Source organism: Nonomuraea longicatena, from assembly GCF_039525605.1.
GTDB lineage: Bacteria > Actinomycetota > Actinomycetes > Streptosporangiales > Streptosporangiaceae > Nonomuraea > Nonomuraea longicatena.
In genome coordinates this window covers 24847-39999 of the sequence record NZ_BAAAHQ010000056.1, presented here as the reverse complement: position 1 = coordinate 39999, position 15153 = coordinate 24847, and the positions used below count along the sequence as shown (strand labels likewise).

15 protein-coding genes are annotated in these 15153 nt (G+C 70.2%); 9 read left to right on the top strand and 6 right to left on the bottom strand.

Translation table 11 applies throughout. The features are described 5' to 3' along the window. The first annotated feature begins 1 nt into the window (after position 1). The gene (locus ABD120_RS37385) at positions 2-2665 is read left to right on the top strand and encodes an ICP22 family protein (RefSeq protein WP_343955109.1); all 2664 of its coding nucleotides are present in this window, start codon (positions 2-4) and stop codon (positions 2663-2665) included. Here ABD120_RS37385 and mptB read toward each other — a convergent pair. The 3 genes from mptB to ABD120_RS37370 form a co-directional block, all read right to left on the bottom strand. Then, complete coding sequence (gene mptB, locus ABD120_RS37380; protein ID WP_343955108.1) at positions 2547-4466, bottom strand: polyprenol phosphomannose-dependent alpha 1,6 mannosyltransferase MptB; 1920 nt, start codon at positions 4464-4466, stop codon at positions 2547-2549. The two genes, ABD120_RS37385 and mptB, sit on opposite strands and share 119 nt — an antisense overlap. Before the next feature lie 311 nt (positions 4467-4777). Then, entirely contained in the window at positions 4778-5494 is a 717-nt protein-coding gene (locus ABD120_RS37375; RefSeq protein WP_343955107.1) for a glycosyltransferase family 2 protein, read from the bottom strand. Then, positions 5491-5838 carry an STAS domain-containing protein gene (locus tag ABD120_RS37370; protein WP_343955106.1) on the bottom strand — a complete coding sequence of 116 codons (348 nt, stop codon included), beginning with the start codon at positions 5836-5838 and terminating at the stop codon, positions 5491-5493. The genes ABD120_RS37375 and ABD120_RS37370 overlap by 4 nt, the downstream gene beginning before the upstream one ends. 209 nt (positions 5839-6047) lie before the next feature. Between ABD120_RS37370 and ABD120_RS37365 the strand changes: the two genes are divergently transcribed. After that, positions 6048-6443, top strand: coding sequence for a hypothetical protein (locus ABD120_RS37365; RefSeq protein WP_343955105.1), 396 nt, complete (start codon positions 6048-6050; stop codon positions 6441-6443). A gap of 41 nt (positions 6444-6484) precedes the next feature. Here the strand turns inward: ABD120_RS37365 and argG are convergent, their stop codons facing one another. Next, positions 6485-7933, bottom strand: coding sequence for an argininosuccinate synthase (gene argG / locus ABD120_RS37360; RefSeq protein ID WP_343955104.1), 1449 nt, complete (start codon positions 7931-7933; stop codon positions 6485-6487). 103 nt (positions 7934-8036) lie between these two features. On the opposite strand from argG, the gene kstD reads away from it, so the two are divergent. Both kstD and ABD120_RS37350 read left to right on the top strand, forming a co-directional pair. Then, positions 8037-9743, top strand: coding sequence for a 3-oxosteroid 1-dehydrogenase (kstD, locus tag ABD120_RS37355; RefSeq protein ID WP_343955103.1), 1707 nt, complete (start codon positions 8037-8039; stop codon positions 9741-9743). Between the two features lie 177 nt (positions 9744-9920). Beyond that, entirely contained in the window at positions 9921-10484 is a 564-nt protein-coding gene (locus tag ABD120_RS37350; RefSeq protein ID WP_343955102.1) for a MauE/DoxX family redox-associated membrane protein, read from the top strand. 39 nt (positions 10485-10523) lie between these two features. On the opposite strand, the gene ABD120_RS37345 is transcribed toward ABD120_RS37350, so the two are convergent. Then, positions 10524-10904 (bottom strand): hypothetical protein, encoded by a 381-nt coding sequence (locus ABD120_RS37345; RefSeq protein ID WP_343955101.1) that lies wholly within the window; start codon positions 10902-10904, stop codon positions 10524-10526. Beyond that, a complete protein-coding gene (locus ABD120_RS37340; RefSeq protein WP_343955100.1) occupies positions 10901-11230 on the bottom strand; it encodes a GNAT family N-acetyltransferase in 330 nt (109 codons plus the stop codon). The genes ABD120_RS37345 and ABD120_RS37340 overlap by 4 nt, the downstream gene beginning before the upstream one ends. Before the next feature lie 65 nt (positions 11231-11295). Between ABD120_RS37340 and ABD120_RS37335 the strand changes: the two genes are divergently transcribed. From ABD120_RS37335 to ABD120_RS39955, 5 genes are all read left to right on the top strand, one after another. After that, complete coding sequence (locus tag ABD120_RS37335) at positions 11296-11691, top strand: hypothetical protein (protein WP_343955099.1); 396 nt, start codon at positions 11296-11298, stop codon at positions 11689-11691. A gap of 116 nt (positions 11692-11807) precedes the next feature. Next, positions 11808-12638, top strand: a complete 831-nt coding sequence (locus ABD120_RS37330; protein WP_343955098.1) for a hypothetical protein — start codon at positions 11808-11810, stop codon at positions 12636-12638. 2 nt (positions 12639-12640) lie between these two features. Beyond that, positions 12641-14365 (top strand): peptidoglycan-binding protein, encoded by a 1725-nt coding sequence (locus ABD120_RS37325; protein WP_343955097.1) that lies wholly within the window; start codon positions 12641-12643, stop codon positions 14363-14365. After that, positions 14358-15035, top strand: a complete 678-nt coding sequence (locus tag ABD120_RS37320; RefSeq protein WP_343955096.1) for an ABC transporter ATP-binding protein — start codon at positions 14358-14360, stop codon at positions 15033-15035. Before ABD120_RS37325 ends, ABD120_RS37320 begins: the two co-directional genes overlap by 8 nt. A gap of 25 nt (positions 15036-15060) precedes the next feature. Continuing rightward, the coding region (locus ABD120_RS39955) for a hypothetical protein (RefSeq protein WP_425564106.1) at positions 15061-15153 on the top strand (93 nt) is incomplete at its 3' end.

Genomic DNA, 15153 nt, shown 5'->3' with positions numbered 1-15153 from the left:
AATGGCACGTCTGGCACGTCGGTTCGTCGCCGCTGTGGTGCTGGGCTTCGTGCTGGTCGGCGTCCTCGGCGCGGGTACGGCGGCAGCCGCCCCCCGCAGCCGGGTGGCGCTGGTCGGGGTGCCCGGTCTGGAGTGGGGGGACCTCGATCCCGCGCGCACACCGAACCTGTGGAAACTGGTCGGTTCCGGCGGCTCGGCGTCCATGTCCACCCGTGCGGTACCACCGCCGGAGCGCGGCGTCACCTGCCCTGTCGCGGGGTGGCTGACGGTCTCGGCCGGTCAGCGCGCCGGAACTCCGGGCAAGGGATGCGCTCCCGTGCCCGTGCCCGAGCCGTCCGGCGCGGGCGCCCGGGTGCCGGGCTGGGCGGCGCTGGCCGCCCATCAGCGCGAGACCGGGTTCGACGCGGCAGTGGGCACGCTGGGGCACCTCGTGGCCGACGCCGGGGGGAAGGTGGCCGCAGTGGGCGCGGGTGCGGCACTGGGAGCCGCCGACCGCTCCGGCTATGTGCCGAAATATGCTGACAATGTGGGGGGTGTGGGGGACCTCTCGGCCTACCACCTCATCGTCTTCGACGCCGACCCGCTCGCCGCCGCCTGGTCCCGCCAACCCCTCGACGAGTACGGTGTGCCCGCCGGACTCACCGTCGCCGCCCGCGAATCGGCCGCCGCAGAGGCCGACCAGGAGGTGGGCGCCTTCCTCGCCGCCCTGCCTCCGGACACCATCGTCCTGGTAGGCGGCCTGGCCGACGCCTCGCCCGGCGCCCACCTGCATGTGGCCGTCGCCGTGGGGGGACCGTACGAGCGGGGTTTCCTGACCGCCGCCTCCACCCGTCAGTCGGCCCTCGTCACGATCACGGACCTGACCGCGACCATCCTCCACCTCCTCGGCCTGGAAGCACCCCGTTCCGTCGTCGGCCGCCCCTGGACCTCGGGTGCCTCCGCACCCGCCACCACGACGGACACGGTCGCCGAACTCGCCGACGCAGACCTGGCCAGCCAGGTGCTCCGCGAGGTCCGTGGCCCCTTCTTCGCGGTGTTCGTCGCCGTCCAGATCCTCTTCTTCGCCCTAGCCGCCCTCGCCCTGAAACGCCGCCGCACCACTCCACCCCCCGCCACCCCGTCAACTCCCCACCCCCCCGCACCCGGCCACCCCACCTCCGCCACTCCCTCCCCACCCGGCGAGCAGCCCCCACCCGGCGAGCAGCCCCCACCCGGCGAGCGGCCCGCACCCGGCGACCAGCCCGCACTCGGCGAGCGGTCCGTGCCCGGCGACCTCACCTCTGCCACTACCTCTCCGCCTGGTGAGCGGCCCGCACCTGGCGAGCGGCACGCCCCCGGCCACTCCGCCTCCGCCGACACCTCCCCGCCCGGCGAGCAGCCTGCACCCGGCGACTCTTCGTCGGCGGGTGGCGCCTCGCAGCCCGACGATTCGGTGACCCGCCGCAGCGTCCCCACGGCCGGTGGCGGCGCAGAGCGCGTCTCGGTCACCGCACGGGCGTCCGGTAGTCGGCGTGACGAAGGTTCGGACTCCCCCGTGGCCGATGACGGCACGGGTCAGAATCCTCCGGACGGTGGACATCGTGGAGACGCCGCCGCCTCACGGTTGCTGGTCGTCGTGCAGGTGGTGTCGGTCGTCAGCGGCGCGATCGCGATCTCCACGTTCCTGGCGCAACTCATCCCATGGTGGAGCCTGCCCGCGCCGATGGTCGCACTGATCGTCACCATTCTCGGCATCGCGGGCCTGATCACCCTGGCGGCGTTCGCCGGACCGTGGCGGGCGGCGGTGCTCGGGCCGCTGACCGTGGTCGCGGGGGTGACCTCACTGGCCCTGCTCCTCGACGTGATGACCGGCTCCAGACTCCAGGTCAACGCCGTCACCGGCTACGAACCCGTCACCGGTGGCCGCTTCTACGGCTTCAGCAACATCGCCTTCGCCATCTACTCCACCGGCACCATCCTGGCCCTGTCAGGCGTGGCCCACTGGCTCCTGGGGCGCACCTCGCGCTGGGTCGCCGTGCTCGTCTGCGCCGCGTACGGACTGTTCGCCGTCTTCGCCGACGGCTGGCCCGCCTGGGGAGCGGACTTCGGCGGCGTGCCCGCCTTCGTGGTGGGCCTGGCCGTGTTCCTGATCATGCTGTCGGGCCGCAGGGTGTCACCTCTCAAACTGCTCCTCGTGGGCCTCGCGGGAGCGGCCGTGATCGGCGCGATCGCGGTGACCGACTGGCTGCGCCCCGCCGCCCAGCGCACCCATCTGGGGAACTTCGTCCAGCAGATCATCGACGGCCAGGCGGCGACGGTCGTCTGGCGCAAGTTCAGCGCGATGATCGGCGTGACCGTGGGCAACTGGTCACTGACCCTGCTCTCCGTGGTGGCACTGGCCTTCCTGTTCCTCGTACTCAACCGGCCCTCGCGGTTCGGCGCGCCCGCGCTGGGGGCCGCCTACCGGCTTGCCCCGCCGTTCCGCGCAGGACTGTTCGGAGCGCTGACGGCCGCCTTCATCGGCTTCCTGATCAACGACTCGGGCATCGCCATCCCGGCCATGGCGCTCACGGTGGCCGTACCGTTGACGTTGGCCGCGTGCGTGCGCGCGCTGCAGCTCTCCAGGCCCACCACACCAGACCCGCCGTCAGAGCCAGCAGCGCCCACGGCACCACCTGCGCCCTGACCACCGTCCGCAGCCATTCGACGTCCTCGGGCACCGCCGCCGGGTTGACCCGCGCGGGCAGGTAGGCGAGCGACAGGACCACCAGGTGCGCGGCCGCGAACCGGTCCACGGCCGACGCCCCCACCAGCGCGAGCATCGCGAACGCCAACCCGTCGTACCACGGCAGAATGTACGGCGTCGCAAACAGGTACGCCACGACCAGCACCGCCGCGACCACCGGCGCATCCACGCCCCCTTGGGCGCCCGCGCCGGTATCGCGGCCACCCGCACCCGACCCGCCGGAACCCGTAGCCGCGGCGTCAGGGCCTGCCCCTGCATCGCGGCTACCCGTCTGCGCGGCGCTGGGGCCTGTGTTCGTGGTGTTGGCGTCCGTGCTGGTGTCGTGGTCGCTCGCATGTCTGCCGTCGCCTGTTGTTGCGGCGTCTGGCTCTGCTTCCGTGTTGCGGTTGGCCGCTTGGGTGGCGTCGGGGCCTGCTTCCGTGGTGCCGGCGTCCGCGCTCGGGTCGCTGGTGTGCGCCTGTGTGGTGTCGGCTTCCGCACCTGTGGTGCCAGGGGCCGGTTCGGGGGCGTTGAGGGTTGCTTCCACCCTGCCGTGGACCTTGGCCGCGCTCGCTCCGGAACCGGTGTCTCCATGGGACGGTATCGCCCGTGCGCGACCGGTCGTTCCCTGCTCGTGGCCGGGGGGCCCGGCACCGTAGCCGACCATGGCGACCCCGCGAGCCGTCACCCGGAACAACGACCAGGCCACCAGCGCGATCAGCAGGAGCGAGCCCACCTGAACCTCGCCCCGATACGCCGACCCCGGCCCGATCACCGACTGCATGAGGCCCTGGAACAGCTTCCAGAAAGAGGCGTGGGAGATCGCCTTGCTCGTACGGGTCACCGGCTCCAGCCCGGCCCAGCCCACCACGGTGTAACCGACGGCGACCACCGCCACCGCCGCCCCGGCCATGAGCGCCAGGCGGCCCGGTCGGCGGCGCAGCTCCCAGGCAGGGCCCAGGGCCACCAGCCCCGCGTTCAGCTTGGTCGCCACGCCGAGCCCGAGCAGCAGCCCTGATCTGACCGGGTGGGCTCTGGCCAGCAGGGCGGCGACCATGCACACGATCGCCAGTGTGTCGGCGTGCATGCCTGCCACGAGCTGGTACAGCAGCAGGGGGTTGGCGGTCCACAGCAGGGCGGCGCGTAGCCGCCGGTCGGGATCGTGCCGGGTGAAGCGGTCGATCAGCAGCCCGGTCAGGATGAAGGCGGCGGCGTTGAACAACGCCAGCGCGAACACGGTCAGCCGCACGGAGTCGCCGCCCACCAGACTCGCCAACGCCTGAACGGCTGTGGCGACAGGCCCGTAGACGCTGGGCTCCTCCCGCCATGGCTGCTCGACGGCGTCGGCGATCGGGTCACCGGGCAGGTCGGTCGCGCCGTGGGTGTAGGGGTCGATGCCGAGGGTGACCATGCGCCCGTAGGCCGCGTAGTTGAGGTGGTCGGCCGAGCCGGACGGCGGCAGGAACGCCAGCACCCCCGCTGCCACGCAACCGAACAGCACCAGGGCGCGGGCCCGTGTGGGCGACCCCGGCCACCACAACGACCCGAGCAGCCCGGCCCCGCCCAGCACGATCGCCAGCGCGGCCAGCGCGATCATCAGGTGGGGGTCCGGCTGGACGTTCAGGAAGTACGGCGGCTGCCACGCCGGGCCGCTCAGCGGCGGCACCATGGCCGATGGGCCCAGCGCCCCGATGATGATCGTGAGCAGGACGGACAGCCCGGTCGCCACGGTCGGGCCGATGGTCCTGGTCTGGGAGGTCACCCGCAAATGATGCCCGACGAAAAGTCGGGGTGAGGTCGTGCGAGCTGTGGGCTGTGGACAACGGGGAGGACCTCAGGGGGTTATCCACAGCCCATTGAAGCTCGCCCCCTCCACCTGAACCTCGCCACACCGAATGCCGTCCCGAAGCCGTCCGCCGTCCCAGACGGTGCCATCGCGCCCGCCCGGTCGACCCGGGGCCGCCCCGGGTGACGGTGAGCGCGACACCCCGCCTGCGGTCGGCGGCGGATGCCCGGGTGTCACAGCCGGTCGGCTGGGGCCGTACCGGCTGACAGCGAGTGGATCACGCGCGGTCAGCGGCGGACGCCGAGGGTGTCGCGGACGAACGGTTCGCGCAGAGCGAGCGCCAGCGCGACATCGCGCAGCTGCCCCGCGCGATGCAACTGCGAGCGCAGGTCGCTCCCGGTGGCCCGATGGGACATCTCCACCTCGACCTCACTCACCCGAAAGCCCTTGCGCAGCAGATCGATGGTGAGCCCGGTCTCCACACCGAACCCGTACGCCAACGGCCGGGCGGCCTCGAAGGCGGCCCGCGTCAGGCAACGCTGGCCGTTCAACGGCTGGACGGCCTCGAACCCGGTCGCGCGCTTGATGCCGTCTCTGGCCAGCCGCACCACGATCCCGTGTCCGCCGAGCTTCACCAGCGTGCTGAAGACCGCGACGGTCATGTCGGCCCGCCCCTGGCGTACCGGCTCGATGAGTGCGGCCGCGGCGGCGGCGGTGTGGCCGAGGTCGGCGTCCAGGAACAGCAGATGCCGGGGGACGTCGCCGTCGAACAGCCGCACGGACTCGGCCCCCGTCTCCATGGCGGCGGCTTTGCCCCGGTTGCGGCTGTGACGTACCACCTTGGCGCCCGCCTCGCGGGCGTACTTGCCCGTGCGGTCGGTCGAGCCGTCGTCGACGACCACGACGAGATCGACGCCCGGCAGTGCCAGGGCGGTCTCGACGGTGGCGGCGATGCGCTCGCCTTCGTTCTTGGCCGGGATGACGACCGCTGTGTCGGCCGTCATGACCCCTCGGTGATCAGAAACTCCTGCGGTACCTCTTCGTGCACGGTGAACACCGAGTCGAGGCCGGTGACCTGGAGAATCTTGCGTACGGCCGGCCGTGGCGCGGCCACGTCCAGCTCGCCGCCCTGCTCTTTGATGCGTTTGAGCGCGGACAGCAGCACGTTCATCCCCGTGGAGTCGCAGAACTCCACGAGAGACATGTCGATGACCACCCGGCCCGGCCGGTCCTGCAGGAGGCGCGTGAACTCCTGCTGCAGGCGAGGTGCCGTATAGAGGTCGATTTCGCCGGTGATGGCCACTACGGCATACCCGGCATGTGATCGAGTCGAGACCTTGAGCTCCACATGGGCAGGCTAGCGTCGCGAAGCCGTCTGGTCACGTTCTCACGCCGATAGGGGATCGCCTGGTTTTTGTCAGGCGTTTGGGCTCCATGAGAACGGAGAGTACGCGAAGCTTGACACAGTGACACCGGCTTAGGGCCGGGAAGGGGGGAGGTATGGGGTCTTTTGTCGGCGCTGGCCGCATCAGAGAAGGACTGGACCCACATAAACGCATGAAGACTGATAACTCGGAAGATCCCCAGCGGCAGCGGCTTCGCCAGCAGCTGGAAGCGATCCTGGTCCGTACGGAGAAGGCCACCTCATGGCACGACGAGGCCGCAAGGCTGCGGGGGCTGGTCAACCACGAGGGCTACGTGCCCGTGCGCACCCGGCTCGCCGGCGAGGACCTCGACTTCCTCGGAGACGCCCGTGACGACCTGCTGACCTTCGCCGAGCTCGGCCTGCGCCTGCTCGACCTGCACCAGCCGCGCGACGCGGGCGGCATCACCAGCGACCCTGCCCACCCGATCCTGCGCTGCCGATCCTGCATGTGGCGCTGGCCGTGCCCGACGTTCCGCGCGATGTTCCAGTCACTGGGCACCTCGCGCCTGCTGTCCGAGTCCGCCTGAGCAGATCGGGGCTGCCCTCGGTGCGGCAGCCCCTCACGGCGTCAGTCCGTGCCCGCCTCCATGGCGGCGCTGTCCAGCAGTTCCTCGGCCTCGGGCGCCTCGCCGCGTGAGGCGATGACCTCGGCGCCCCCCTCCGCCATCGCGCCGATCAGCCCGGTCGAGGCCGCCTGCGCGGCGCCGACGAGCATCGGCTTGGTGTTGCCGACCAGGCCCATCTGCGCGTACTGCTCAAGCTTGGCGCGCGAGTCGGCGATGTCCAGGTTGCGCATGGTGAGCTGGCCGATCCGGTCGACCGGCCCGAACGCGGAGTCCTCCGTACGCTCCATGGACAGCTTGTCCGGGTGGTAGCTGAACGCGGGCCCCGTCGTGTCGAGGATCGAGTAGTCCTCGCCGCGCCGCAGCCGCAGTGTCACCTCGCCGGTGACGGCGGCGCCGACCCAGCGCTGGAGCGACTCGCGCAGCATGAGCGCCTGCGGGTCGAGCCAGCGGCCCTCGTACAGCAGGCGGCCGAGTCGCCGGCCCTCGGCGTGGTAGGCGGCCAGCGTGTCCTCGTTGTGGATGGCGTTGACCAGCCGCTCGTAGGCGGCGTGGAGCAGCGCCATGCCCGGCGCCTCGTAGATGCCCCGGCTCTTGGCCTCGATGATGCGGTTCTCGATCTGGTCGGACATGCCGAGACCGTGCCTGCCGCCGATCGCGTTGGCCTCCAGCACCAGGTCGACGGCGGAGGCGAACTCCTTGCCGTTGATCGAGACCGGCCGTCCCTGCTCGAAGGCGATCGTGACGTCCTCCGGGGCGATCTCCACCGAGGGGTCCCAGAATCGCACGCCCATGATCGGATCGACGATCTCGATGCCGTTGTCGAGGTGCTCAAGCGCCTTGGCCTCGTGGGTGGCGCCCCAGATGTTGGCGTCCGTCGAGTACGCCTTCTCGGTGCTGTCGCGGTACGGCAGGTCGCGCTCGGCCAGCCACTCCGACATCTCCTTGCGCCCGCCGAGTTCGGTCACGAAGTCGGCGTCGAGCCACGGCTTGTAGATGCGCAGCGACGGGTTGGCGAGCAGGCCGTACCGGTAGAAGCGCTCGATGTCGTTGCCCTTGAAGGTGGAGCCGTCGCCCCAGATCTGCACGTCGTCCTCAAGCATCGCGCGCACGAGCAGCGTGCCCGCGACGGCGCGGCCGAGCGGCGTGGTGTTGAAGTACGTGCGGACGCCGGAACGGATGTGGAAGGCCCCGCAGGCGAGCGCTGCGAGCCCTTCCTCGACGAGCGCCGCGCGGCAGTCGACGAGCCGGGCCACCTCCGCGCCGTAGCGGGTGGCGCGTCCGGGCACCGAACCGATGTCGGGCTCGTCGTATTGGCCGATGTCGGCGGTGTACGCGCAGGGGACGGCCCCCTTCTCGCGCATCCAGGCGACCGCTACCGACGTGTCGAGACCGCCGGAGAAGGCGATGCCGACGCGCTCGTGGACAGGCAGGGAAGTGAGCACTTTAGACACACGTAGAAGTATGCACAGTAGTGAATGTTCATGCAAGGCGTACGGTTGACAGGTCGCACCAACCAATCGCATGCTTGGGTCTCGTCGACACCCGGAGGCCCCCATGCCGACGCCCACCCGCCGGACTGTCTTACGCGCAGGAGCAGGACTTCTGATCGGCTCCCAGATCGTCGGCTTCACCGGCACGGAGGAGTACGACGTCGTGGTGGTCGGCGCGGGCGCGGCGGGAATGACGGCCGCGCTGGCCGCCGCCCGGCGTGGCCTGCGTACCGTCGTCGTCGAGAAGGCCGCGAAGTTCGGCGGATCGGCCGCCAGATCCGGCGCGGGCATCTGGATACCCAACAACGAGACCATCCTCGCCGCAGGAGTGCCGGACACCCCTGCCAAGGCCGCCGCCTACCTGGCCGCCGTCGTCGGCTCCAGCGGCGTACCCGCCGCCAAACAGGCCGCCTTCCTCGCCGCTGGCCCCGAGGCGATCTCCTTCGTCGTACGGCACAGCCCCCTGCGTTTCCGCTGGATGGAGGGCTATTCCGACTACTATCCCGAACTCCCCGGCGGCATGCCCGGCGGCCGTTCCATCGAACCCGACCTGTTCGACGGCAACCTCCTCGGACCCGAACTGGCCAACCTGAACCCCGCCTACATCCCCGTCCCCGCCGGGCAGGTCATCTACAGCGCCGACTACAAGTGGATCAACCTCGCCCTCGTCAACCCGCGCGGCGCCGCCGTCGCCCTGGAGGGCGCCGCCCGCTGGGTCGCGGCCAAGGCGCAGGGCATCGAACCGCTCACCATGGGCCAGTCGCTCGCCGGCGCCCTCAGAGCCGGCCTGACGCAGGCGGGCGTACCCGTGTGGCTCAACACCCCGCTGGTCGACCTGCGTGTCGAAGGCGGCCGCGTCGTCGGCGCCGTCGTCACCAGGGGTGGCGCCCCCACCCTGCTCAGAGCCAGGCGGGGCGTCATTCTTGCCTCCGGCGGCTTCGAGCACGACGCCGCCATGCGCGAGCGCTACCAGGAGCAGCCCATCGGCACCGACTGGACCGTCGGCGCCGACTCCAACACCGGAGACGGGCACCGGGCCGGGCTCCAGGTCGGCGCCGCCGTCGAGTTCATGGACGACGCCTGGTGGGGGCCGTCCATCCCGCTGCCGGACGAGCCCTACTTCTGCCTGTCCGAGCGCACCCTGCCCGGCAGCCTCATCGTCAACCAGGCGGGCCGGCGCTTCGTCAACGAGGCCGCGCCGTACAGCGACGTCGTGCACGTCATGTACGAGAAGGCCGCGATCCCCGCCTGGCTGGTGATCGACCAGAACTACCGCAACCGCTACCTTTTCCGCGACATCCCGCCGACGCTGGACTTCCCCGGCTCCTGGTACTCCTCCGGCGCGGTCGTGAAATCGTGGACCTGGGCCGGCCTGGCCGAACGCATGGGCGTGCCCGCCTCGGTGTTCGGCTCGACGCTGAATCGCTTCAACGGCTTCGCCTTCAGCGGCCGGGATCTCGACTTCCGGCGCGGCGACAGCGTCTATGATCACTACTTCACCGACCCGGCCGTCGTCCCGAACTCCTGCCTGGCGCCGCTGCTTCTGCCGCCGTTCTACGCGCTGAAGATCGTCCCAGGGGATCTCGGGACGAAGGGCGGGCTCGTCACCGACGTCCACGCTCGCGTGCTCGACACGGCGGGCGCCGTAATCCCCGGCCTGTACGCCGCGGGCAACGCGTCCTCGCCGGTCATGGGACGCAGTTACGCAGGGGCGGGATCGACGCTCGGCCCGGCGATGACGTTCGGTTACATCGCGGCTCGGCATCTGTGAATGTAGCTCGGCTGTATCTGCCGCTGTATGTCCTCGATCTAGCGTTTCGGTTGCCCGCAATTCGCGGTCAGAGGAGTTGTGCCACGTCGACGGCGGCCCGCTGATCCGGTCGTCGTCCGAGTCTCGCGGATCGCTACCGCAGCGGCGATCCGCGAGACAGTACCCACGGGGAGGACCGTGCACTACGTACTGATCGCCTGCCAGGCACTGCTCGCCGTGGTCTTCGTGATCGCGGTGGTGGGCAAACTGCGCGGGCCGGACGAGTTCGTGGCCTCGATCGTGGCCCTTCGCCTGCTGCCGCGTGCGGCCTCTCGGGTGGCGGCCTACGCCGTACTCGGGGGCGAGGTCGTGGTGGTGGTGGCGTTGGCTGTGCCGTACACGGTGGCGGTGGGGCTCGCAGGGGCGGCGGCGCTGCTGCTGGCGCTCACGACGGGCATCGTCGTCGCGCTGCGCCGGGGGCAGAGCGCGCCGTGCCGGTGCTTCGGGGCTTCCGCCGCGCCGCTGGGCCGTACGCATGTGGTGCGCAACCTCGTCCTCGCCGGGCTCGCGGGCGCGGGGCTCGCGGCCGGTGCGATGGCGGGGGAGGGCGCGATGCACCTGGCCGGGGTGGTGCTGGCGCTGGTCGCCGCCGGGGTGGGCGCCCTCATCGTGGTACGGCTCGACGACCTGGTGGGGCTGTTCGGTCCAGCGGATCGTCGGCAGGCCGGAGCGCCTCTCACCCCGCCTCGACGAGCGCGGTGACCTCTCCCGCGCCGGTCGGCGCTGCGAGACTCACCACGGCTAGATCTCCACGTGATCCGAATACGCGTACCACGGGCCTTTCACGTGTTCGAGGTCGAGCAGGTGGGCATGGGGACTCCAGATGTAGCCGTAGGGCCGGTCGTCCAGCAGGCCGCCGTTCTTCTCGAAGAAGACCAGGCCGTTCTTCCGATAGACCCGCTCGAACGTGAGAGTGCCGACGGTCTGCTCGCCGAGTTCGTCGCCTTCGGCCATCAGGCGGGCGACCGATTCCATGCGCACGGCAGAACGCGTGAAGACCTCATCCTCGGTGGGGGTGATACTCCAGACTCCGGCCAGCACGAAAACGGCGGCCAGCAGCGTCGCACCCAGATACACGACTCTGCGTAACGGGGACCCGTCCACCACAACCGTTCCACTCATCTGGCCATCTTCGCACGCCGTTCCCGGACCGTGTCGGCATCCCAGGTGTACTCGACGACGGGCAGGTCGAATCCCGCCGGAAAGCGCTCCACGAACTCCTTGGTGATCTGGCCGCCGAGCCGCCGGTAGAACGCGGCGGCTGCGGAGTTGTCGCGCAGCACCTCAAGACAGACCGCCTTGCCGGGGTGTCGCTCTGCGGCCCAGCCGAAAGCGTGGTTCAGGAGTTCGCGGCCGATGCCGGACTGCTTGCGCTCCGGCCGGACGTGGAGATTGTCGAGCAGAATGCGCCCGTCGAGCCGGACGGCGTACTTTCGCCGACGCGACACTTCCCTGTCCCGAAGTGATCCCTTTCTTTCTGTTCATGATGTGTGACTCTCGGTAATGTTCGGGGGTGGTTAAACGGAAGTCTGGATCGCTGGGGAAGTACTGGGGCTACCTCCTCTTCGTGGTACTGATCACCGCCTGGTTGACGAGCGCGCTGGGTCCCGCGGGACTTGTCGCGCTTTCCGCGTTGACCACGGTGTTCTTCCTCTTCCGTGTGCCGGTCTGGTGCGGCGCCCTCACCAGGGAGCGGGAGTTCTGCCGAAGAAACGCGCGCGGTCTGCTGATGGGCTGCTCCTATCAGCAGCACAAGTGGCAGAAGCTGAAGCTCGCCGTCGTCCCGCCGAAGTGGCGGCAGCTCAACCGGGGGTTGTGGGTGGGGCCGGAGAAGTCCGTGGCCACCGTCGCGGCACTCGGGGGCGGCGTCTCGGCGGTCGTCGCCGTCGTCGATCTCATCGCGAAGTGACGAGGCCGGCGGAGCCGGTACGGCCTGGCGGCCGGTAGCGGTTCAGTCGCGTTCAGGTTCACTTCAGTATTCGCTCGCGACAGTGACGTCCCATGACCAATCCCCGAGTCCCACTCATGATTACCGCAGCTCTGCTGGCGGCCCTCACCGGATGCTCGTCGTCAGGGGGGACCGAGGCGTCCGCGGCGCCCTCCGCCGGTTCCACCGACAAGCAGCGTGAGCGCGAGGCCCAACTGGCCACCTGCATGAAGGGCAAGGGCTTCACCTATCACCCGAACGTGTCCGGGCCGGATCTGCCGGATGCCGTCAAGCAGGAAATGTCCGGCGACTACTCGGGTATGCGGAAATATCGCGAAAAGTACGGGTTCGGGTTCGCCGCCTCCCTCGTCTACCCCAACGACAACGTCGGCCGCATCTCCCGCCAGATGGGCGACGGCGGCGACGACCCCAACTCCAAGGTCGTCGCCGGACTGTCGAAGCAGCAGCGGGAGGTGTACTTCGACACGATGACCACCTGCCGCCTCGAAATGATCAACAAGGCCACCGGCAAGAAGCTGAAGTCGATGGAAGAGGCGGCCAAGGCACAGGGCGAGTTGATCAAGCAGATCATCAGCCGCGAGATCGACGGCGACCCCAAGCTGGTGGAACTGGCCGACACGTTCGCCGGCTGCCTGAAAGGCAAGGGCTACCGGGTCGGCTCGCAGCGTCCCTCCGACATCGCGACCAGCACGGAGAAGCCGTTCATGAAGGAGCTCGGCGCGAGCTCCGAGCCGGACGGGGCCCGAGCCTTGCTGCAGCGCGAGATCAAGGCCGCCCTGGAGGACCTGGAGTGCGGCAAGGACTTCTACGCCGCCTACCGCCCGAAGCTCAACGAGGTCTACAACAACGACCGACTCCTCCCCGACGAGAGCATTCAGGCGGGCACGACGATGATGGTCCTGGAGTAGGCGTGCGCAGGTCGAGAGTGCTCGCCATCGTCGTGGTGGGAGTGCTGTTGATCGCCGGCGTGGGCTGGGCGATCGGCTCCCGGCTACGTTCTCCGTCCGACGAGGCGGCCGCGCGTCGCGCGCCCAAGCCCTCCCTGGTCACCGCGCCGGTCGAACGGCGCGAGCTCACCAGCACCGTCACGGTCAGCGGCACCCTGTCGTACGGCTCGCCGCTGCCGGTCACGCTGGCCGGCACCGTCGGCGGGACGGCCGGCGCCGGTGGCGCGGACGGCACGCCGCAGCGCGTCACCACGGCGCCCAAACCCGGCCCGATCCGTGCGGGCCAGACGTTGATGCAGGTCAACGGGCGGCCCGTGTTCGCCTTGCGGGGCAAGCGGCCGATGTACCGTCCGCTCCTGCCAGGCACCGAGGGCAAGGACGTCGAACAACTCCAGCGTGCGTTGCGGGTGAAGGTCACCGGCGTCTTCGACGCGGCCACGGTGGCGGCGGTGAAACGCTGGTACGCCAAACGCGGCTACAAGGCGCAGGAGCCCGACCTGGAGGCGCGCAAGAACCTGCAGCAGTTGCGCCAGGCCGTACAGACTGCGGAGGAGACCCTGGCCGCCGACCGCAAGGCCCTGGACGAGGGGCTCGACGTGCGGCCACTCCGGATCCGCCACGACAACGCCCGCCGCGAACTCGACGCTGCGCAGAAGTCACTGGAAACGGCGCCGGAGATCACGCCCGAGCAGGAGACCCAGCTCAGCACGCTGGGCCGGGCCGTACGGACCGCCGAGGAGCAGGTGGTCGCGGCCGAACAGGCGCTGGCCGAGGCCAGGAAGCCGGAGCCCGCACCGACCACGACCCCGGCGCCCACGCCCACCCCGGTGGACACGAGCCTGCTGGAGATGAAGCTGGCCAATGCCACACAAGACCTCTACGAGGCACAGCAGGCGGTGACCGCCTACATGGAGCAGATCCGCGTCGAGCGTGACAAACGACTGGAGGAGTCGCGCAAGACGGTGCGCACCGCGAAGGAGGCCGAGGTCACCGCCGAGCAGGCGCTGCGCCGGGCCAGAAAGGTCTCGCCGCTGCGGGAGAAGGTCGCGCACAGCGTCGCCAACCTGGCCGATGCCCGGACATTGCTCGCCGAATACCGCAAGACCTACGGGGTGAGCGTCCCGGCGGGCGAGATCGTCTTCCTGCCGAAGCTGCCCGCCCGCATCGACAAGGCTGAGGTGAAGCCGGGCAACACCATCGAGGGGAAGGTCGCCACGGTGACCAGTTCCGCCTTCGCGGTCACCGGATCGGTCGAGGTCAAGGAGGCCAAACTGCTGCGTGCACGGCAGAAGGCGTCCATGGAGACCATGGACGGCACCCAGGTGCCCGCCACGCTGAGCACGGTCGGCGGGGACGAGAAGAAGCCCGAGGGCAAGGACGACGAGACCGGCTCGGTGCCCGTCCTGCTCACGCCTGATTCGTCCAAAGGGCTCAAGTCCCTGGTCGGCTCGACCATGACGGTACGGATCTCGGTCGGCTCGACCAAGGGCAAGGTGCTGGCCGTGCCGGTGGCCGCCGTGGTCACCTCCGCGGACGGCCGGCCCAGGGTCAGGGTGGCTCTGGACGGGGACCGTACGCGTGAGGTGGAGGTTCGCACGGGCCTGACCGCCGACGGCGATGTGGAGGTCACCCCGGCGCGCGCGGGCGAACTCAAAACGGGCGATCGGGTCGTGGTGAGCGATGTCTGAGCCCGTCATCGAGCTCGCCGCCGTCTGCCGCGAGTTCCCCACCGACCCGCCGGTGCGCGCGCTGGACAAGGTGGACCTGCGCGTCGGCCAGGGCGACTACGTGGCGATCGTCGGGGCGTCGGGTTCCGGCAAGTCCACCCTCCTCAACATCCTCGGCCTGCTCGACCGGCCGACCTCCGGCTCATACCGGCTGGACGGCGTCGAGACCACGGCGCTGCGCGACGGCCCTCGGACCCGGTTGCGCGGCACCCGTATCGGCTTCGTCTTCCAGTCCTTCCACCTGCTGTCCCATCGGACGGTCGTGGAGAACGTCATGCTCGCCGAGGTGTACGGCAAGCACCCGCGTACCGGCCGGCAGGCCCGCGCCGAACGGGCGCTGGAGCAGGTCGGACTGAGCCATCGCGGCCGGTTCGCCCCCGATCGCCTGTCGGGCGGCGAACGCCAGCGCGCGGCCATCGCCCGCGCGCTCATGGCCCAGCCGGCCCTGCTGCTGTGCGACGAACCGACCGGCAACCTCGACAGCCGCAACACCGAGGCCATCCTCGACCTGTTCGACGACCTGCGCGCCGCCGGCCTGACCATCCTGGTGATCACACACGAGGACGAGGTGAGCACCCGCGCCGAACGCCGGGTCCGGATCACGGACGGGGTGCTCAGTGAAGCTCCGTGACCTGTGGACCGAGTCCGTGGCCGGCATGCTGGCCCGCCCGGTGCGCTCCGCCCTGACCACGCTCGGCACCGTCCTCGGTATCACCACGCTGGTGGTCACCCTGGGCATCGCGGCGACG